13 protein-coding genes are annotated in these 20007 nt (G+C 52.4%); 7 read left to right on the forward strand and 6 right to left on the reverse strand.

What is annotated here, in order from left to right:
* Position 1 precedes the first annotated feature (1 nt).
* Genes ligA through smc form a run of 3 tightly spaced genes read right to left on the reverse strand, consistent with a single transcriptional unit; the run spans position 2 to position 6664 of the window.
* On the reverse strand, positions 2-2056 hold the full coding sequence (gene ligA, locus ACO0K9_RS04615) for an NAD-dependent DNA ligase LigA (RefSeq protein ID WP_422982206.1): 2055 nt from the start codon (positions 2054-2056) through the stop codon (positions 2-4).
* A gap of 10 nt (positions 2057-2066) precedes the next feature.
* A complete protein-coding gene (locus ACO0K9_RS04620; RefSeq protein ID WP_422982208.1) occupies positions 2067-3143 on the reverse strand; it encodes a cell division protein ZipA C-terminal FtsZ-binding domain-containing protein in 1077 nt (358 codons plus the stop codon).
* Complete coding sequence (smc, locus tag ACO0K9_RS04625; RefSeq protein WP_422982210.1) at positions 3140-6664, reverse strand: chromosome segregation protein SMC; 3525 nt, start codon at positions 6662-6664, stop codon at positions 3140-3142. The genes ACO0K9_RS04620 and smc overlap by 4 nt, the downstream gene beginning before the upstream one ends.
* A gap of 436 nt (positions 6665-7100) precedes the next feature.
* Between smc and dapC the strand changes: the two genes are divergently transcribed.
* The 7 genes from dapC (at position 7101) to ACO0K9_RS04660 (ending at position 15014) form a co-directional block, all read left to right on the forward strand.
* Complete coding sequence (gene dapC / locus ACO0K9_RS04630; RefSeq protein ID WP_422982212.1) at positions 7101-8339, forward strand: succinyldiaminopimelate transaminase; 1239 nt, start codon at positions 7101-7103, stop codon at positions 8337-8339.
* Between the two features lie 70 nt (positions 8340-8409).
* Positions 8410-9237, forward strand: coding sequence for a 2,3,4,5-tetrahydropyridine-2,6-dicarboxylate N-succinyltransferase (gene dapD, locus ACO0K9_RS04635; protein WP_422982214.1), 828 nt, complete (start codon positions 8410-8412; stop codon positions 9235-9237).
* Positions 9238-9280: 43 nt separating this feature from the next.
* Positions 9281-10423, forward strand: coding sequence for a PilT/PilU family type 4a pilus ATPase (locus tag ACO0K9_RS04640; protein WP_422982216.1), 1143 nt, complete (start codon positions 9281-9283; stop codon positions 10421-10423).
* A gap of 54 nt (positions 10424-10477) precedes the next feature.
* Complete coding sequence (locus ACO0K9_RS04645; RefSeq protein ID WP_422982218.1) at positions 10478-10849, forward strand: ArsC family reductase; 372 nt, start codon at positions 10478-10480, stop codon at positions 10847-10849.
* 2 nt (positions 10850-10851) lie between these two features.
* A complete protein-coding gene (dapE, locus tag ACO0K9_RS04650) occupies positions 10852-11979 on the forward strand; it encodes a succinyl-diaminopimelate desuccinylase (RefSeq protein ID WP_422982220.1) in 1128 nt (375 codons plus the stop codon).
* 34 nt (positions 11980-12013) lie between these two features.
* Positions 12014-12916, forward strand: a complete 903-nt coding sequence (prmB, locus tag ACO0K9_RS04655) for a 50S ribosomal protein L3 N(5)-glutamine methyltransferase (protein ID WP_422982222.1) — start codon at positions 12014-12016, stop codon at positions 12914-12916.
* A gap of 112 nt (positions 12917-13028) precedes the next feature.
* Positions 13029-15014, forward strand: coding sequence for an ATP-binding cassette domain-containing protein (locus ACO0K9_RS04660; protein ID WP_422982224.1), 1986 nt, complete (start codon positions 13029-13031; stop codon positions 15012-15014).
* A gap of 64 nt (positions 15015-15078) precedes the next feature.
* On the opposite strand, the gene ACO0K9_RS04665 is transcribed toward ACO0K9_RS04660, so the two are convergent.
* The 3 genes from ACO0K9_RS04665 to ACO0K9_RS04675 all read right to left on the reverse strand — a co-directional run bounded on the left by ACO0K9_RS04665 (position 15079) and on the right by ACO0K9_RS04675 (position 19852).
* A complete protein-coding gene (locus ACO0K9_RS04665) occupies positions 15079-15885 on the reverse strand; it encodes a zinc-dependent peptidase (protein ID WP_422982226.1) in 807 nt (268 codons plus the stop codon).
* 190 nt (positions 15886-16075) lie between these two features.
* The gene (locus tag ACO0K9_RS04670; protein WP_422982228.1) at positions 16076-17386 is read right to left on the reverse strand and encodes an MBL fold metallo-hydrolase; all 1311 of its coding nucleotides are present in this window, start codon (positions 17384-17386) and stop codon (positions 16076-16078) included.
* 15 nt (positions 17387-17401) lie between these two features.
* A complete protein-coding gene (locus tag ACO0K9_RS04675; protein ID WP_422982231.1) occupies positions 17402-19852 on the reverse strand; it encodes a TonB-dependent receptor domain-containing protein in 2451 nt (816 codons plus the stop codon).
* Positions 19853-20007: the final 155 nt, after the last annotated feature.

Here is a 20007-nt window from a genome sequence, read left to right on the forward strand (position 1 = left end):
TTCAGCTCCTGGAACAAAGTTGAAGCAATTCTGCTTCTGTCAAAATAGTAATACCCAATTCTTGCGCCTTCACCAACTTGCTGCCTGCATCATCACCTGCCACTACATAGCTGGTTTTTTTGGAGACTGAACCGGCTACCTTGCCACCTGCTTTTTCGATAACTTCCGTTGCCTGATCGCGGCTTAATGTGGGCAAGCTGCCGGTCAGCACCAAGGTCTTGCCTGCCAATACCTGCTCGCCTTTTTCCTGCACCTCAATCTCAGGCCAGTGTATGCCGGAAGCGACCAATTGCTCAACCAATTCCACGTTCAGGCTGTCGCCAAAAAACCGCAGTATAGATTTGGCAACTACCGGTCCGACATCAGGCACGCTCAACAACTGCTCCTCATTCGCCTGCAACAGGGCCTGGACATTTCCAAAATGGCTTGCCAGATCCTTCGCGGTGGATTCACCGACATGGCGTATCCCCAATGCATAAATAAAGCGGGCGAAACTGGTTTCTTTTGACACTTCCAGCGCATGTAAGATGTTTTGCGCTGATTTTTCCGCCATGCGATCCAGCTCAACCAGTGCACGCAGGCCCAACTTGTACAAGTCTGCTGCCGTGGTGACCACCTGCTTGTCGACCAGTTGATCAATCAACTGTTCACCGACACCGTCAATATTCATGGCCTTGCGTGAAGCGAAGTGAAACAGGCCGCCCTTGCGCTGCGCCGAACATTTGATCCAGCCGCCAGTGCAACGGGCAATCGCTTCGTCTTCCGGTTTCTGTATGGCTGAGCCGCAAATGGGGCAGGCTTCAGGCATGACAAACTGGCGTGCATCATCCGGACGTTTTTCCAGCACGCTGGACACCACTTCGGGAATGACATCACCAGCCCGGCGTACCGACACGGTATCGCCTATGCGGATATCCTTGCGCTGCACTTCTTCTTCATTGTGCAGGGTGGCATTGGTGACCGTCACGCCGCCCACAAACACCGGTGCCAGCCTGGCAACCGGGGTAATCGCACCAGTACGGCCCACCTGCACTTCGATATCCAGTACGGTCGTTAATGCTTCTTGCGCCGGGAATTTATGCGCAATGGCAAAGCGTGGTGCACGCGAGACATACCCCAGCGATTGCTGGCTGGCAAACTCATTGACCTTGTAGACCACGCCATCAATCTCGTAATCGAGTACCGCACGCTTGTCCTGTATCGCCCGATAAAATGCCAGCAAGCCCTGCGCTCCTTTGACCAGCGCATTTTCTTCGCAAACGGGAATCCCGGCCTGACGATACCAGTCCAGCAAGGCCCGATGGGAGGGCGGCATGTCCATGCCCTCCAGCGCCCCTATACCATAGGCAAAAAACCGCAGGCTGCGCTGGGCAGTGATTTTGGAATCCAGTTGACGCAGGCTGCCGGCCGCTGCATTGCGCGGGTTGGCAAATTCTTTTGCACCGGCATCGCGCTGACGCTGGTTCAGCTTTTCAAAATCGCGCTTGAACATCAACACCTCACCGCGCACATCCAATGTCCTGGGGGGATTTTTCACCTGCAAGCGCAAAGGGATACTGCGTATGGTGCGGATGTTTTCAGTCACATCTTCACCAGTAAAACCATCACCACGGGTCGCGGCCTGGGTGAACAGGCCATCGACATAGCGCAGGTTGATGGCCAGGCCGTCAAATTTGAGGTCGATGGCGTAATCAATTTCCTGTGCCGCGTCCAGCCCCTCACGCACACGGCGGTCAAAGTTGGTGACATCATCATCTTCAAAACCGTTATTCAGTGACAGCATGGGCACGGCATGCTGCACCTGGCCAAATTCCGGCAAGGGTGCGCCGCCAACGCGATTGGTCGGCGAATCTGCGGTTTTTAATTCAGGGTGTGACTGTTCGAGTTGCTGCAATTCCGAAAACAGCCTGTCGTATTCAGCGTCCGGCACGCTGGGGTTGTCCAGCACGTAATAGGCATGGGCATGGCGATTCAATTCCGCATGCAAAAACTGCACGCGCTGCGCCGCCGCAGGTGCTCCCGAAGCCGGAGCGCCATCCAAAAAATCATTCTGCATATTCGTTTATTCAGCTAAATAGTCGTTGCGCCCGCAAGGAACCTGCCGGTATCTGTGCTTCCGCCATGGCGGCATAAAACTCATTGACCTGCCCTGCAATTTCATCCAGCGCCAGTTTGGAGATAGGCTGATTGCCATCGTCCACCACGGTACCGCCAAGACGGGTAGACAAAGAACGTGCACAGGCAGCCATGGCACCAAAGCCATCCCGCGCCGGCGACACGCAAGGCACATCCAGCAACAGGGTCAGGCGCGACGTCATGGTCTCGCTGACGCTGACATTGGTCGACAGGGTGAACAGGCTGCCACCATCGCCATCAGGCATCATCAAACGGCCATCCGGGCGCTGGTCAAAGCCCATTTTCTCCAACGCTGCCAGCAAGGTGTTCAAGGCCCATGGCGCACCATTGGCGGCGATATTGACGCTCAGTTGCGCATCATGCTCGGCGACAAACTGATGCAGTTCACGTGCATTGATCATGACCTTGTTCATGTCCGGGATATCGGAATGCGCATTCAGGTTGTCTGCAATGGCACGCAGTTTCATGATGAATTCTGAATATTCGAGTTCATTCAGCGGGCCGCTGCGACTCACCATCTGCACACCGGCAAACAAACAGGTATAGGCACCACCGACGGCGATCACATCTCTTTCACCGCTATGACTTTGACCGATGAAATGTACCGGTTTTTTACCTACGTATTTCAGGTCAGCGATTTCTGCCAGGATTTTTTCGCCACGCACTGGCGTTTCAAATTCCAGCGGGATGACGCAATCGATCAATTCGTCGACCGGCAATTCTTTTTCCTGCACTGCCGGTGCATGGTCCGCATCACCCTGGTCATGAGACGCCATGTCTGGTGAGGCTGGTAGCCCTTCCACGCTGACATCACCATCCATCACCGGCTCATGCCGGACGATACTGTCTGCCGGTGCATCGGGATGCATGAGTACATCGTCATGCCCATCACCGAACGCATTTTCTACGGTTTTTTTTGCCTTGTATTCTTGCCACTTGTTAAAAATAATGACGCCGACTACCAGCGTCCCACCAATTACCAATAAACTGATTTGTAGATCTGTCATGCTGCTTGAACCTCAGTAGCAAAATTGACGGCAGACTCCATATCCACCGCCACGATTCGTGAAACCCCCTGCTCCTGCATGGTGACACCAATCAATTGTTGTGCCATTTCCATCGCAATCTTGTTGTGGGAGATAAATAAAAACTGTGTGTTGGCAGACATGCGTTTCACCATATTGCAGAAACGCTCGGTATTTGAATCATCCAGCGGCGCATCCACCTCATCCAGCAAGCAGAAAGGTGCAGGATTGAGCTGGAACATGGAAAACACCAGAGCCGTTGCCGTCAGCGCTTTTTCACCGCCAGATAACAGATGGATGGTTGCATTTTTCTTGCCTGGTGGCTGCGCCATGACTTGCACGCCAGAATCCAGGATTTCATCGCCGGTCATGATCAGCTTGGCCTGACCGCCACCAAACAGGATAGGGAAAAGTTCGGCAAAATGGTGATTTACCTTGTCAAAGGTATCCTGCAACAGGTCGCGTGTTTCCATATCAATCTTATGGATGGCATCCTGCAGGGTGGTGATCGCCTCGGTCAGGTCGGCATGCTGGGCATCCAGGAAAGTCTTGCGCTCGGTCGCCTGCGACAATTCGTCGAGCGCCGCCATGTTCACCGCCCCCAGTGCAGCAATGGCATTGGTCAGGCGGGTGACCTCACCCTGCAAATACGAAGGTTTGAGATCATCATGCAATTTTTGCGACAAGGCTTCTTCATCGACTTCAAAATTGCGCAACTGTTCTGAGAATTGTTCCTGGCTCAAACGCGCAGCCTGTTCTTTCAACTGCAGTTCAACGATGCGGTCACGCTGTGGCTGCAGGCTGCGCTCTACCTGCATCTTGGCTTCTTCATGATGACGCAATTGCTGGGTCAGTTGATCCAGCTCATGGCGCGCATTCGCCAGTGCTCTTTCTTGTTCGCTACGACGATCCAGCAAGTCTTGCAAGCCAGCCTGGGCGGTCTGGTCATCCATGGATTCCAGTTCCAGTTGCCCTTGCTGCATGCTGGCAAACAATTGCGCAGATTGTTCGAGTGCGGTCGCAATACTGCGGCGCAATTCTTCCATCTTGCTGCGATGGGATTTCTCTGCAAAAGCAGCTTCCTGCGCGGCCAGTTCAAGGTCACGCAAACGCTGCCTGGCATCATTCAGTTGCTGTTCTTTTTCCAGGTAAGCGGTCTGGCCTTCTTCATGGGTTTCCTGCAACTCGGCCAGGTCCATGTCCAGCTGTTCAAATTTTTGCTCGGACTCGGCGCGAATCTGCTGCTGTTCAGCCTCTTGCGCAGCGATCTCTGCCAGGTCACTACCAATCTGCGTGCTGCGCTGGTTAAAGCGCTCCTGCACTTCAGACAATTTCATGAATTCAATTTGCAGGCTATGGGTAGTCTGGGTCAGGCTGCCTACACGCTGGCGCAAATCCTGCAATTGCTGGGTCGCCTGGGTATACGCAGATTCGGCACGGACGGCGCGGGTCTTGGATTCGTCAGCCAGCATGTGCTTGGCGCGACACTGCTTGGTGATATTTTCTATCTCTTGCTGGCGTGCCAGCACGCCATCCTGCTCGGAATCAGAGGCATAAAAACGCACACTGGAACGGGCAATCACATGTCCCTGTTTCGTAATAAAGCAGGCACCAGCCGGTAATTTCACCCTGTCCATAAAGGCAGAGGCAATATCATCGGCAATGTAGACCTGATGTAACCAATCCTGCATCAGGCCACGCACCCCGGCGTCATTGAGTTGCAATAAGTCGATGAAGGGTTTGAAGCCGGCAACAGGTGCGACCGTATCAGCCATGACGGTGGGCGCGCAAACGGCCAGCTTGGCAGGTGGCGCATCACCAAAAAAGGCTTTGGCCCAGTCCAGATTCGACATTTCCAGCGCGGCAGTACGTTCACGCAGTATGGATTCCAGTGCAGTTTCCCAGCCAGCTTCGATATGCAGTTTTTGCCAGATCTTGGGCAAGCTGCTCAATTCGTGTTTTTCCAGCCATGGCTGTACCTTGCCCTGGGTCTGGACTTTTTCCTGCAATTGCTTAAGCGCCAGCAGGCGCGCTTCCAGTTGCGCATATTCGGCGGCATCCTGGTTCACTTGCTGTTGTGCCTGCTTGCGTTCGTCTTCCAGTACTGGCAAGCGCTCTTGCGCCTCTTCCAGTTGCATGCTGAGTTCTTCCAGCACTTGCTTTTTTTCTTCCAGTTGCATGGACAGATTGTCCAGATGGGTAGTGTCTGGCAACACCAGTCCCTGCTTTTCCTGCATCAGGCGTTCGCGTCTGGATGCCAGGGTATTCAAAATATTCGAGGCATTGCGCTGATGGGCAGATTCCAGCTCTATCTGCTGCTGCATCTGCATGATCCTGGCGCGCGACTCGGTCGTTTTCAATTGCGATTCACGCCATACCTGCTCCATGGCGGGTAATTTATCCTGTTGCTGCTGGCTGACTTCCAGTGCCTGCTCGGCACGCATGGCCAACTCTTCTACCTGGATGTCGGCTTCAGACAAATCATCCTGGAATTGCCGGCTCTGGTTCTGCCATTGGTCGCGTTGTGCGGTCAGGGACTGCAATTGCGACTGCAAACGACTGCGCGACTCGATGACAAACTTGATTTGCGCTTCCAGACTGCCGATCTCGGCATTGGTCTGGTACAGATGACCTTGCGCCTGGTGCATACGGTCACCGACTGCATAATGCGTCTGGCGCATCTGATCCAGTTCCAGCTCTACGTGGCGCAATTTGGCGGTGTGCTCTTCCAGGTCCAGCTGGGTTTTTTCTATCTCGGCGAAATGTTTTTTCTGCTCGTTTTCTGCTTCTTTTTTACGCAGCAACCACAGCAGTTTTTGTTTTTCTTCCTGATCGGTCTGCAATTCGCGGAATTTATTCGCAACCACCGCCTGCGCACCCAATCGGTCCAGATTGTTATTCAATTCACGCAAGATATCATCGACACGCACCAGGTTTTCATGGGTGTCGTGGATACGGTTTTCAGTCTCGCGGCGGCGTTCTTTGTAGCGCGATACGCCAGCTGCTTCTTCCAGGAAAATCCGTAATTCTTCAGGGCGCGCTTCAATGATGCGCGAAATCATGCCCTGGCCGATAATCGCATAGGCACGCGGGCCCAAACCAGTACCGAGGAAAATATCCTGGATATCACGGCGGCGCACCGGTTGTCCGTTGATGTAGTAGGTAGAAGTACCGTCGCGCGTCAGCGTACGCTTGACGGCAATTTCACCATATTGGCTCCATTGACCAGCAGCTTTGCCCATGCTGTTGTCAAAAATCAGCTCTACCGATGAACGACCGGCGGGTTTGCGATGGGTGGAACCATTGAAAATAACGTCCTGCATGGATTCGCCACGCAATTCTGACGCTTTTGATTCGCCCAAAACCCAGCGTACGGCATCGATAATATTCGACTTGCCGCAACCATTCGGGCCGACTACACCCACCAACTGGCCAGGAACCTGAAAATGAGTGGGATCGACAAAAGATTTAAATCCCGACAATTTAATAGAAGTTAATCGCACTTTGTTTAATTTTATTATCTTTTGCAGTCAAATCTACCGCGTATTCTATGTTTCCCAAGGCTGTATACACAAGCCACCCCAGTGTCGCTGCATCATACCATCGTAAAGGCAAAATTTTTAGTTTTCAAACTTATTACACAATTGGCGCTGATTTATCCCCCTGTGATTCCGTACAATTCCGTGCCAATTCCGTGCATGCAGCAACCCCAATCACAGCTTATGCAGGCTTTCGGCAAAACCAGGTGTGAAAGCCCTACTCTGAAGAATGCGCTGGAGGCTATAATACGGACTGCATGTGACCCAAGCAAAACCAAATAAAATACCGGAATCCGATAAACGGACCAGATAAATGAGCCAATTAGCGGGCCATATCAGCGGGCCAAATAAGTAGCAGAAAAAGCCTGACCATCGCCATCAAGTTGCCAATAATCAATAAATGACCTTCAATCCCTACCTCAGCAAGTTGCAACCGTATCCGTTCGAAAAACTGAAACGACTGTTTGCCGGTGTCACACCCAGCCCTGCTTACGCCGCCATTAGTCTAGGCATAGGCGAACCCAAGCATCCGACACCCAAGCTGATCACGGACGCATTGATCGCCAATCTGGGCGGCCTGGCCAGTTACCCATCCACTGCCGGCTCTGATGCATTGCGCAATGCCATTTCCGGCTGGATAGCCCGCCGCTACGGCATACCGGCACCAGATCCCGTAACGCAGATCTTGCCCGTCAACGGTTCACGCGAAGCCTTGTTTGCCCTGGCACAAACCGTCATCAACCCTGCTGCTTGCCAAGATGGCCAGGGCGGCCAGGACGGTTTGCCTTTGGTGGTATGCCCCAACCCGTTTTATCAGATTTACGAGGGTGCCGCCTACCTGGCCGGTGCCGAACCGTATTTCGCCAATGCTGATCCGGCGCGCAATTTTGCGCCTGACTATAAAAGCATACCTGACAGCATCTGGAAACGGGTGCAACTGCTGTACATCTGCTCACCCGGCAACCCGACCGGTGCCGTTTTGAGCCAGGATGACTGGGCCGAACTGTTTGCCCTGTCAGACAAATATGATTTTGTCATTGCTGCCGATGAATGCTATTCGGAAATTTACTTCAAGGCTGAAGCGCCGCTGGGCAGCCTGCAGGCAGCACGCGCGCTGGGCAGGGATGACTACCGCCGCCTGATCACCCTTTCCAGCTTGTCAAAACGCTCGAATGTGCCTGGCATGCGCTCTGGCTTCGTCGCTGGTGATGCAGCACTGATCAAGCAGTTCCTGCTGTACCGGACTTACCACGGCAGTGCCATGAGCCCCAGTATACAGGCTGCCTCAGTCGTCGCCTGGAACGACGAAACCCATGTGCAGGAAAATCGCGACAAGTACATCCGCAAATTTGCCCAGATCACCCCGGTCCTGCAGGAAGTGCTGGAAGTCAGCCTGCCCGACGCCGCCTTTTACCTGTGGGCCAGGGTGCCAGACAAGCTGGGTATGTCAGACACGGAATTCGCCCGTCGCCTCTACGAGGAATATAATGTTACAGTTTTGCCGGGCAGTTATCTGGCACGTGAAGCACATGGCATCAATCCGGGACAGAATCGTCTACGCATGGCGCTGGTGGCCGAGCCTGAAGAATGTCTGGAAGCCGCACAAAGAATTGTCAGTTTTTGCAAAAAACATGCTTAACCAAAACCTGGACCTTACACTGCAACGCACGCGCAACATTTTGTTTATTTAATCATCTGAAGATATCAACATGACTCAACAATTACAGCAAATCATCGATCAAGCCTGGGAAGACCGCAGCAATTTCTCTCCTAAATCCGCTCCTGCAGAAATTCGGGAAGCAGTTGCCCATGTATTGGGCGAACTGGATACTGGCAGCCTGCGCGTAGCGCAAAAAATTGATGGTAGCTGGCAGGTCAATCAATGGATTAAAAAAGCGGTGCTGCTGTCTTTCCGTCTGGAAGACAATATCTGCATGCCTTCTGGCGACCATATGCAGTTCTTCGACAAGGTGCCGACCAAATTTGCCAATTACACGGCTGAAGACTTCGTCAAAGGCGGTTTCCGTGTAGTGCCACCAGCAGTTGCACGTCGCGGCAGCTTTATCGCCAAGAATGTGGTGTTGATGCCTTCTTATGTGAATATCGGCGCGTATGTCGATGAAGGTGCCATGGTTGATACCTGGGCCACCGTCGGTTCTTGCGCGCAAATCGGTAAAAATGTGCATTTGTCCGGCGGCGTTGGCATCGGTGGCGTACTGGAACCCATGCAGGCCAACCCAACCATCATTGAAGACAATTGTTTCATCGGCGCTCGTTCTGAAGTCGTCGAAGGCGTCATCGTGGAAGAAAATTCCGTGATTTCCATGGGTGTATATATCGGCCAGTCCACCAGGATTTATGACCGCGCCACGGGTGAAGTCAGCTATGGCCGTGTGCCTGCTGGCTCCGTCGTGGTATCTGGCAACCTGCCATCTGCTGATGGCAAATACAGCCTGTATTGCGCGGTGATCGTGAAACGTGTTGATGCACAAACACGCTCCAAAACCAGCATCAACGAATTGCTGCGCGGCGTCTGATTGCGTCTTTTGATCAATTTATAGTTCAGAATAAGGAAACATCATGGCAGCGATGGAGAGATTATTTCAACTGATGAAAGAGAAACATGCATCCGACATGTTTTTTGCGATGAACTCGCCTATTCATCTCAAAATCAATGGCAATCTGCTTCCTATCAACCAGCAAAAAATGGATCAGGCAAATATCCTGTCACTGTTGAGTGAAGTGATTGCGTCTGACTATATGGAGGAACTGGAAGAAAAAAACGAACTGAATATCGGTATCGGTGCCCCTGGCATAGGCCGTTTCCGTTTGTCGGCCTTCCGCCAGCGCGGCTCGATTTCAGCCGTATTCCGCTTTGTTCCCGGTGATATCCCTGTATTGAACACGCTGCATTTGCCGCCGGTGCTGTCTGAACTGATCATGGAAAAACGTGGATTGATCCTGGTTGTCGGTGCAACCGGATCAGGCAAATCCACCACCATCGCCTCCATGCTTGATCACAGGAATGAAATCAGGACTGGCCATATCCTGACGCTGGAAGACCCGATTGAATATCTGTTCCGCAGCAAGAAATCCATCGTCAACCAGCGTGAAATCGGTAGCGATTCCGAAAGCCTGAAAACTGCACTGAAAAATTCCCTGCGCCAGGCACCCGATTGCATCCTGATTGGCGAAATTCGTGACCTGGACACCATGATGTCGGCGATTGCCTATGCGCAATCCGGCCATCTGGTGCTGGCGACGCTGCATGCCAATAACAGTTATCAGGCGCTGAACCGTATTATCAGTTTCTTCCCCATGGAAACCCGGAATGCCTTGCTACTGGATCTGTCATCGTCCATACGCGCCATTATTTCGCAACGCCTGATACGGGCCAAAGACGGTGGCCGCTGCCCTGCGGTCGAAATCATGCTGAATACCCGCTATGTGGCTGAACTGATAGAAAAAGGAGATATCTTCCAGATCAAGGAAGCCATCGAGAAAAGTCTGTCGCCAGGCTCGCAGACATTCGAGCGCGCCCTCATGTATCTGATCAAGGAAGGTCTGATCACCCAGGAAGAAGGCCTGGCCAACTCCGACTCGGCAAACAACCTGTTGTGGCTGCTGAATAACGAAGCACCCGCCAGTGCAGCACCACCACCTGAGCCAGAACCTGAAAGCAAGGACGAAGCCTCGTTCACGGAATTTACCCTCAACGTGTAGCCATTGAACCTGCAACCCTTGAACTTTTAACCATCGAGTAGCGATTAAAGACGTATGACACAGCGCATCACCCTGTTCGGCATTCCGAACTGCGACACAGTTAAAAAAGCCCGCACCTGGCTGCAGGAACAAGACCTGGCATTTGAGTTTCATGATTTCAAGAAACAGGGGCTGAGCCGTGCCGCCATAGAATCATGGCTGGCACATCAAGGCCTGGATGTGCTGATCAACCGCAAGGGTACCACCTGGCGCGCCCTCAGTGATGCAGAAAAAGCCTCTGCTGACGATACCGAACAGGCTATTGCCCTGATGCTGGATAAACCTTCCGTCATCAAGCGTCCGGTCATGCTGATCGCCAATGGCGACCAGCAGCAAGTCAATGTCGGGTTTTCTGTGCCGCAATACCAGTCCATTTTCAAGAAATAAACATGAGCAAAACACTTGCCCTGACCGAACAGTTGATTGCACTGGATTCAGTCACACCTGAAGACAAAGGCTGCCAGAACACCCTGATCGCCCTGCTGGAACCACTGGGCTTCCAGTGTGAAACCATACAGTCCGGTGAAGTCACCAATCTGTGGGCCAGGCGCGGCCAGAGCCAGCCCTTACTGGTGTTTGCCGGCCACACCGATGTCGTACCCACCGGCCCGGTCACCCAATGGCAATCGGCACCTTTTACACCGACCCACAGGGATGGCAAACTGTATGGCCGCGGTGCCGCCGACATGAAAACCTCAATCGCCGCCTTCGTCGTGGCAACAGAAGAATTCATCGCGGCCCACCCTGATCATAAAGGCTCTATCGGTTTCCTGATCACCAGCGACGAAGAGGGTCCGGCCACCGATGGCACCGTGGTGGTGTGCGAGAAACTGAAAGCACGTGGCGAACAACTGGATTATTGCATTGTTGGCGAACCGACTTCTGTCGACCAACTAGGCGACACCATCAAGAATGGCCGTCGCGGCACCATGTCGGGCAAGCTGATCGTCAAAGGCGTGCAAGGTCATATCGCCTATCCGCAACTGGCAAAAAACCCCATCCATCTGGCCGCACCTGCGATGGCAGAACTGGTGGCCGAAATCTGGGATCAGGGTAATGAATATTACCTGCCCACATCCTGGCAAATGTCGAATATCCATGCGGGCACTGGCGCTTCCAACGTGATACCTGGCGAAGCCGTCATCGATTTCAATTTCCGTTTCTCCACCGCCAGCACAGCCGAGGGTTTGCAGCAACACGTGCACGCCATACTCGACAAACATGGCCTGGAATATGATTTGAAATGGACGGTCGGCGGCCACCCTTTCCTGACCCCCAAAGGCAGCCTCAGTGATGCACTGGGTGATGCCATACGTGCCGAAACTGGCATCACAACTGAACTTTCTACCACCGGCGGCACGTCGGATGGTCGCTTCATCGCCAAGATCTGCCCGCAAGTGGTGGAATTTGGGCCGCCGAATGCCAGCATCCATAAAATCGACGAACACATAGAGCTGCAATACATAGACCCGCTCAAAAACATTTATCGACGCACCCTGGAAAACTTGCTGACCTGAGCCTCTGCCAGCCACTGGCCGATACGGAAACAATATGACTACACCTGCCACCACCTTTCTGACCCTGCGCGATCTGTTGCGTTATGCCGTCACCCGTTTCAACAAAGAAAAACTGTTCTTTGGCCATGGCAGTGCCAATGCGCTGGATGAAGCAGCTTATTTATTGCTGCATACCCTGCATTTGCCGCTAGACAAGATAGAGCCCTTCCTTGATGCGCATTTATTGCCATCAGAAATAGATGCGGTATTGCGTGTGATCGACAGACGTGCGGTAGACCGCGTACCCGCTTCCTACATTACCAATGAAGCCTGGCTGGGTACTTACAATTTCTATGTGGATGAACGTGTCATCGTGCCGCGCTCCTTCATTGCAGAACTGATTCCCGAACATTTTTCACCATGGGTAACTGATCCTGAAGCGATCAGCAATATCCTTGAGCTGTGCACCGGCTCAGGCTGCCTGCCCATCATGCTGGCCGACATGTTTTCTGAAGCCCATGTGGATGCTGTCGATATTTCCAAAGATGCGCTGGAAGTGGCAAAACGCAATGTGGCAACCTATGAGTTGCAAGACCGCATTACGCTGATCGAGTCTGACCTGTACAGCAATGTGCCGGACAAGAAATACGATCTCATCATCACCAATCCACCATATGTGAATTCCGGTTCCATGGCCAAGCTGCCCAAGGAATATATGCATGAGCCGCAAATTGCCCTGGCTGGCGGTGATGATGGCATGGACCTGGTGCGCAAGATCGTCGCCGGTGCTGCACAGCGCCTGACCGAAGATGGTTTGTTGATGGTGGAAATTGGCAATGAACGTGCCTTTGCCGAAGCCGCCTTCCCCGAACTGAACCTGACCTGGTTAAGTACCAGTGCCGGTGACGACATGGTATTTTTGGTGGAAGCCAGCCAACTGACCAATTTCACTGCATAAATCAGTGTAGCGCAGTGTCATAAACATCATGAAGACGGGCAAATTCAGTTTTGCCCGTTTTTCCATTTTTTTGCATCAACAAAACAGTATTACCCCATTACTTTAAGTTTATATGATACGTCTTCAACAAGTCGTCCTGGCGCGCGGCATCAAACCTTTATTTGACAGCGTCGATGTGACGCTCAATCCCGGCGACAAGATAGGCTTGATCGGCTCTAACGGTGCAGGCAAATCCAGCCTGTTTGCCATGTTGCGCGGTGAATTGCATCCCGACCAGGGCAGCATTGATTTCCCGGCCAAATGGCAGCTTGCCCACGTGGCACAGGAAACCCCACCACTCGAACGCAGTGCCATCGATTACGCGATAGATGGCGACGTCGCTTTGCGCAAACTGGAAGCGCAACTGGCCGAACTGGAAGCCCAGCCAGAGAGCCATGACAACGGCATTGCCATCGGCAATATGTACGGCGCACTGGCCGATGCCGACGCCTATACCGTGCGCCCGCGTGCAGAGCAATTGCTGCTGGGCCTGGGCTTCAAGATCAATGAACTGGAACAACCGGTCGCCAGTTTTTCTGGTGGTTGGCGCATGCGCCTGAACCTGGCGCAAGCGCTGATGTGCAAATCCGATTTGCTGCTGCTGGATGAACCGACCAACCATCTGGATCTGGACGCCATCATCTGGCTGGAAGACTGGCTGAAACGTTATGAAGGCACGCTGATCATCATTTCCCATGACCGCGATTTTCTTGACGGCGTGGTGAATGTCATCGTCCACATTGATGAGCGCAAGCTCAAGCGTTACGGTGGTAATTATTCCGGTTTTGAACGCCAGCGTGCCGCCCAACTGGAACTGGCGCAAGGCATGCTGGAGAAACAGACCCGCAAGCGCGCCCATCTGCAATCCTTTATCGACCGCTTCAAGGCCAAGGCATCCAAAGCCAAGCAGGCGCAGAGCCGTATCAAGGCTTTGGCACGTATGGAAGAAATGGCACCTTTGCGCGCTGCTGCCGAATTCTCTTTTGAGTTCCGCGAGCCGCTCAGCGCCCCCAACCCCATGCTGGTGATGGAAGATGTTGATTGCGGTTATCGCACCGAATCGGAAATTGATCACAGCTTCACCGAGAAAAAAATCGTTGGTGATGTCAAGTTCACGCTGCAAATCGGCCAGCGCATCGGCCTCTTGGGCGTGAATGGTGCGGGTAAATCCACACTGATCAAAACCATCGTCGGCGACATCGCGCCTTTGAATGGCGTCATGCAAACCGGCAAGGGCCTGTCCATCGGTTATTTTGCCCAGCACCAGGTCGAAATGCTGCGTCATGATGAATCACCGCTATGGCATCTGGCGCATATTGCACCCGATGTACGTGAGCAGGAATTGCGCAATTTCCTCGGTGGCTTCAACTTCCCCGGCACCATGGTGAGCAGTCCGATTAAACCATTTTCTGGCGGCGAAAAAGCCCGTTTGGCACTGGCAATGATCGTCTGGCAGCGCCCCAACCTCTTGCTGCTGGATGAACCAACCAACCATCTGGATCTGGAAACCCGCGAAGCCCTGACCGATGCCCTGGCGCAGTTTGAAGGCACCCTGGTCGTGGTCTCCCATGACAGGCATTTGCTGCGCGCCACCACCGATCAGTTCATCATCGTGGCCGATGGCAAGCTGCAACCGTTTGACGGCGATTTGGACGACTACAAAGACTGGCTGTTCAAAAACAAACTGGAAAAAACCAACCCTGCCCTGCCAGAAAAAACCAAGGCGCTGGAAGCGGCTTTGCCGCAAGCCAAGACCATCCCCGTTGCCAAAGCCGACGACAAGGAACAGCGCAAACGCGATGCCGATGAACGCCTGCGCCTCGCCAATCTGCGCAAACCGATAGAAACACGCATCAAGCGTCTTGAAGAACAGATGGCAAAGCTGAACCTGAAAAAGAAAGACATCGATGTGCAGTTGGAAGACAGCGATATCTACAACGATGCCAACAAGGAAAAACTGAAGACCCTGTTACTCGACCAGGCTTACGTCGTCAAGGAACTGGGGCAGATCGAAGCCGATTGGCTGGAGCAGCAGGAATATCTGGAAGCAGCAGAGTAATAGCAAAGGGGCGCAAAATGCGCCCCTTGTTTTTATGTATGGCACTAAGAACGTGGTTGCGATCTTACACCCAGTCACAGGGGTCAACCCGATAATAACCCTGCAACTGCGCATAGAGTGCGGGATGATAATGCGCAAGATCGCGGCTTTTCTTGAAAAATGCTTCGGTCACGACAGCAAAGAATTCTGCCGGATTGGTTGCACCATAGGGGTCAATGATGGTCGGAGTATCATTGGCAATTGCCTCATGTAATTGCGCATATTCTCTTTCCATCAGTTCAGACCAGGCCTTATACGCCGCTGCAGACTTCAAAGCCGGAGCACCGTTGGTAGTTCCTGTTTCACTATCGAGTTGATGCGCAAATTCATGCACAACCACATCCTGCCCGCGTGCTTCGGTGTCAGGATTATGCGCAACCTGATCCCAGGCCAGGATCACCCGGCCATCACTCCAGGATTCACCACTCAAGCCCTGGTTGGTATGGGTGACGACGCCATCCGTATTCATCTGCGTTCTGGGTGCCACAAATGCCGAGGGATACACCAGCACGTGGGTTAGCTGCGGATATACATCCGATTCCCGGTTCAATAGCAAGAGACAAGCCTTGCCGGCTATCGTTACCCTGATTTCATCCGTGATATGCAGGCCACCGCAACCGACAAAGGTCTTTTGATATAAAAACTGACGTATGCGCCGCTTCAATTGCATTTGCAAATCAGTGGGCATGCGTGAATAGCCTGGCAAGTTTTTCCTCAGGATTTTTGAATAATTCAAGGGGAAAGCCTGCGACAGCACATAGCGCAAACGCGCCCGGGGCACCACAAACACCCCCAGTCCCGACAAGATCAATACAGCAAGTAGCCATTCCATGTTAATGCCCATCAAGGTTGCCGATGCCATAACAAAGACAGCATCCATTTACGTAAAGCAAATGGGCGCAACAAAGGCAAAATCAATAGCAAAGGCAAAAAATCCGGATTTACAAGATACATGCTGGTATAGCAAGACAGAATATCAACAGTATTACCGTCCGCAAAAAAGCAGGATTCCCATTTTCTCGCTAGCTTGCAGAACCAGACAGATACGGCCCAAATTTCAGCTTGATACGATCTTCTTCATCGGCATTATCGGTGACCAGAATAGTAAAGGTTTTACCACCTGGATCAACACGAACAATCACATGCCCATCGCGGCTGCTGAGCCTGCTGATCAAACGCCGGTTGGCGAGGAAGTTTTCATGCATGATAGAGGTTGCAAATACCTCACGCCGCCCAGGATAGAGACGCTCACTAAACATGCGTTCCAGTTGAAGCTGATCAGGATGGGAAATATGCCAACTGGGAATAATCCAGGCTTTTGGCCTCAGGATGCGAACGGAATCTGCGCTGATACCGTCAAACATGCCATGATGGTCGGCTGTTGATACATCAACAGGCCCCGATGCACGGGCAGCAGCAGTCAGTACATCACGCCAGGGAGCATCACCATCAAAGGTATAACTGGTCAAATCACCGGCAGTAAAATAAGCGAAATTTCCATACCCAATACGGATGGCTGTGGAACAGACGTTCTCATTCGGATAATCCTTGAGCGTCAGGGTATTCAGGGCCGGGAACAACATCCTGGTTTGCTCCCCCTTTCCGGTCCAGACCTGTCCATTCGCTGCAAGATTGCGAATATCAAAACCTGCCTGGTGCCCGGAACCATTTTCAGCAGCCTTATTGCAGGAAGTGAATTGATCGTTTCTCCCTACCATGAAACGCTCCACCTTTTGCCCGGTTTGTATGCGTGACTGAACAAAGGCGAGATAGTTGGAAGCAAATCGCCCATTGGGAGCGACGGGGTAATCGTAGCCAGGGTAAGCGCGGTCAATCAGGGTAGCAACCGGCACAATTTCAGCAACGTCAGTAATGCCTGACAATTGGTATGCCCCCTTGGCAGATCGAGGGGACAACTCATCGACATCACCGGTATGATCGGGGTGCAAGTGCGTCACCAGCACGTAGTCAAGTCCGGCTCGTTTGGTGGCACGTAAGTGACGTTGTACGTAATGACCTATCCATTCACCAGGCCGGCGCTGGGCACTCGGTCTTGGTGCAGCAGACGTATCAAGCCCATCTGCCGTGGCACCTGCGTCTATCAGTAAACTGGTTCCGTCTGGCATGATGACGAAAGTCGAATTACCTCGCCCCGTGGCAATATGATGTATGTCGAGGAAGCCTGGTGCCCAGGCGAACATGCTGCTACCGACTGCATCCAAGCCCGCACTTTGCACCGCTTCCCCAACCACATCCCTGGCCACAGCCATCGTGGACAAGGGTGCTGCCAGCATGCCAAGAATAAATTGACGCCGATTAATTGTCGTATCCATCATCATTCTCAACCATCAGAATTTTGCTGTCAGCGTCAGTCCGAAGGTACGTGGTTCGCCCACATATTCGGCCCGCACAACTTGTGTGGAACGCGTCAACAGATACGTAGTGTTGTTCGCATTTTTTATCCACGCAATGATACGCCAGCCGCGATCGGCAGATTCGTAACCGAGACTCAGATTGCTTAAGCCATACCCTGGAATCTGTAAGTTTGGGTCGTTTGCCGCCCCTGTGTTATAGCCGTCACGCCAGGAATAATTGGCCGACCCCACCAGATAGCCTGTCGACTCAAGAGGAATAATGACATTTGCAGCAGCAGAAAATTGATTGTGCGGTGCAGATGCAATCGGGTTGCCACTATTATTGACGGTGCCCACCACAAAACTATCGTAAGTACCGTCAATCCTGCTATAGCTGGTCGATAAGTCCAGCCAGTTCACTGGCTTGTAGGTGATTTCGACTTCACCACCTTTGACCGTTGCCTTGCTGGCGTTGACAATAGTCAAAATGCCTGTCAATGAGTTATTCACCAGTTCTTGCTTGTCTTTATATTCCAGCTTGTAGAGTGAGGCATTCACCCGCAAGCGATTCTGTAACCATTGTGTTTTAAGACCCGCTTCATAGTTAGTGACTTTTTCAGGATTGAAAGATGTTTTAAAAACACTGAAGGATGATGCGTCGCCATTAAAGCCACCGGCAGTGAAGCCACGAGTGACGCTGGCATAGGCCATCAGATTGCGTTCTGGCTGCCAGCTCAGCACCAGGCGAGGTGTTACCTCGCTCCAACTGGCCTTGACATCACCACTGCTAAAGTTGTTTATTGGACGTATGAAGTCAGACCGTATCAGGCTGGCGGTCTTTTCGTCTTGTGTGTAGCGGATACCTGCCGTCAGATCAAACGCTGAAGCCATATGTACGACACCGTCTGCGAATACTGCATAGCTTGTTGTATCTACATGCTGATTGGCCAAAGTCGCGCTGGCAAGGATTCCTGTCTTTGCCGCCAGGCCGCGCGTATCCAACTGTCTGGAACCATTTTCACTCATGTAATACAGACCGGCGACGAAATCACCATAAGCCCATTTCGGACTGGCGTAACGCAGCTCTTGTGAAAATGTACCTATCTGATCAGCATCCCGGACCAGACTCTGGCTACCTGTACTCAGAAAACTATAATTCGCACCGACGCCGGAATAGTCTTCGCCGGATTGCGACTTCCGGTAAGCAGTGACTGAGGTGACTTCACCTGCATCAGATTTCCAGTTGATTTTCGCCGATGTACCGGCAATGGTTCGCTTGAATCCTTGAATCACACCCAATTCTGATGTACGTACATCGCCATCATTTCCCAGCGTATCGGAGGATAGTGTACGGCCACCATTCCAGTCTTCACTATAGTCTGCACTGAACATGGTTTCGACACCACTACCAGGCTTAAAAAATAATTGCGCACGCGAATTACGGCTATTGATATCGTCTTGCTGCTTGCCTGTAAGACGATCAACACCGTAGCCGTCACGGCCTCGCACAGAAGCAGAAAGCTTGAATGCAGTACTATCATTTAGTGGCGTGCTGATCAGACCATTGAACTGACGGGCATTCAAATTACCCAAGGTGAACTGCGTTTCCAATACCCGCTCATCCAGAGATGGAGGACGCGTGGTGAGTACGATCGCACCACCCGTCACATTACGTCCAAACAGTGTTCCTTGCGGGCCTTTCAAAACGGTCAGCGAATCAAGATCAAACAATTCAAAATTGGCGGCACTGTTGCGCGGTATGAATACATCATCAAGCACGACTGCAACCGGTTTGCTCACACCAATTTGCGAGAAAGTATTGCTGATGCCACGAATCGCAATCGTGGGATTGTTCTGGCTGAAAGCAGACACCAGCAATCCGGGAGTCAGACGCGCTACGTCCTGCAAGCTTTGTATGCGATTGACTTCCAGTGCCTTGGCCGAAAATGTCGTCATGGAAATAGGTACGGCCTGGGCCAATTGCGGGCGCTTTTGTGCAGTGACGGTTACCGTGCTGAGCGAGATTTCCGCCTGACGCCTAAGAAAGATGGTAGTACCATCATCGCTCGCCAGTTCCAGCCCACTGTCGAGAATGAGCTGGCGCAAAGCGTCTCTTGCCTCGAATGCACCTTTCAGGGGGTTGCTGCGCAGACCCTTTGCCTCGGCAGGTACAACTATGTGCAAGCCGGTTTTAGCTGACAATGCGGCCAGCGCCTCAGTCATATCTTGCGCAGGCAGATCGAGCACCGTGCCGCGAAAAATGACAATCGCATTCGCTCCATCACGCTTAACCAACAAGCCACTATTACCCAGCAATGATGTCAGTGCCTGTTCCTGTGACACCTGACCTTTGATTCCTTTGGTGGAAATTCCACTAATGTCACCCGGCTTGTACAGTAACTGAATGCCATATTGGGTGGCATAGGCGTCGAGCGCGGTCTTCAAATCGCCGCCCGGTATATTGATCTCGCTTGCCTGGGCCCGAGCTTGGGATTGCGCCTGTACTTGAGCTGATATGCAGGTTGTCATTATGCATAGTGCACCGACAAGTTGATGACGAACCATTTTGATTCCTTTGAAATAAGTGAAGTTTTTTTGCT

It is taken from the genome of Undibacterium sp. Ji50W (assembly GCF_049340445.1).
Classification (GTDB): domain Bacteria; phylum Pseudomonadota; class Gammaproteobacteria; order Burkholderiales; family Burkholderiaceae_D; genus Undibacterium.

Excerpts from the sequence above, each read along its gene's own strand:
- ligA (WP_422982206.1), bottom strand. The coding sequence starts at position 2,056 with ATGCAGAATGATTTTTTGGATGGCGCTCCGGCTTCGGGAGCACCTGCG.
- ACO0K9_RS04620 (WP_422982208.1), bottom strand. The coding sequence starts at position 3,143 with ATGACAGATCTACAAATCAGTTTATTGGTAATTGGTGGGACGCTGGTA.
- dapC (WP_422982212.1), top strand. The coding sequence starts at position 7,101 with ATGACCTTCAATCCCTACCTCAGCAAGTTGCAACCGTATCCGTTCGAA.
- dapD (WP_422982214.1), top strand. The coding sequence starts at position 8,410 with ATGACTCAACAATTACAGCAAATCATCGATCAAGCCTGGGAAGACCGC.
- ACO0K9_RS04640 (WP_422982216.1), top strand. The coding sequence starts at position 9,281 with ATGGCAGCGATGGAGAGATTATTTCAACTGATGAAAGAGAAACATGCA.
- ACO0K9_RS04645 (WP_422982218.1), top strand. The coding sequence starts at position 10,478 with ATGACACAGCGCATCACCCTGTTCGGCATTCCGAACTGCGACACAGTT.
- dapE (WP_422982220.1), top strand. The coding sequence starts at position 10,852 with ATGAGCAAAACACTTGCCCTGACCGAACAGTTGATTGCACTGGATTCA.
- prmB (WP_422982222.1), top strand. The coding sequence starts at position 12,014 with ATGACTACACCTGCCACCACCTTTCTGACCCTGCGCGATCTGTTGCGT.
- ACO0K9_RS04660 (WP_422982224.1), top strand. The coding sequence starts at position 13,029 with ATGATACGTCTTCAACAAGTCGTCCTGGCGCGCGGCATCAAACCTTTA.
- ACO0K9_RS04665 (WP_422982226.1), bottom strand. The coding sequence starts at position 15,885 with ATGGAATGGCTACTTGCTGTATTGATCTTGTCGGGACTGGGGGTGTTT.
- ACO0K9_RS04670 (WP_422982228.1), bottom strand. The coding sequence starts at position 17,386 with ATGGATACGACAATTAATCGGCGTCAATTTATTCTTGGCATGCTGGCA.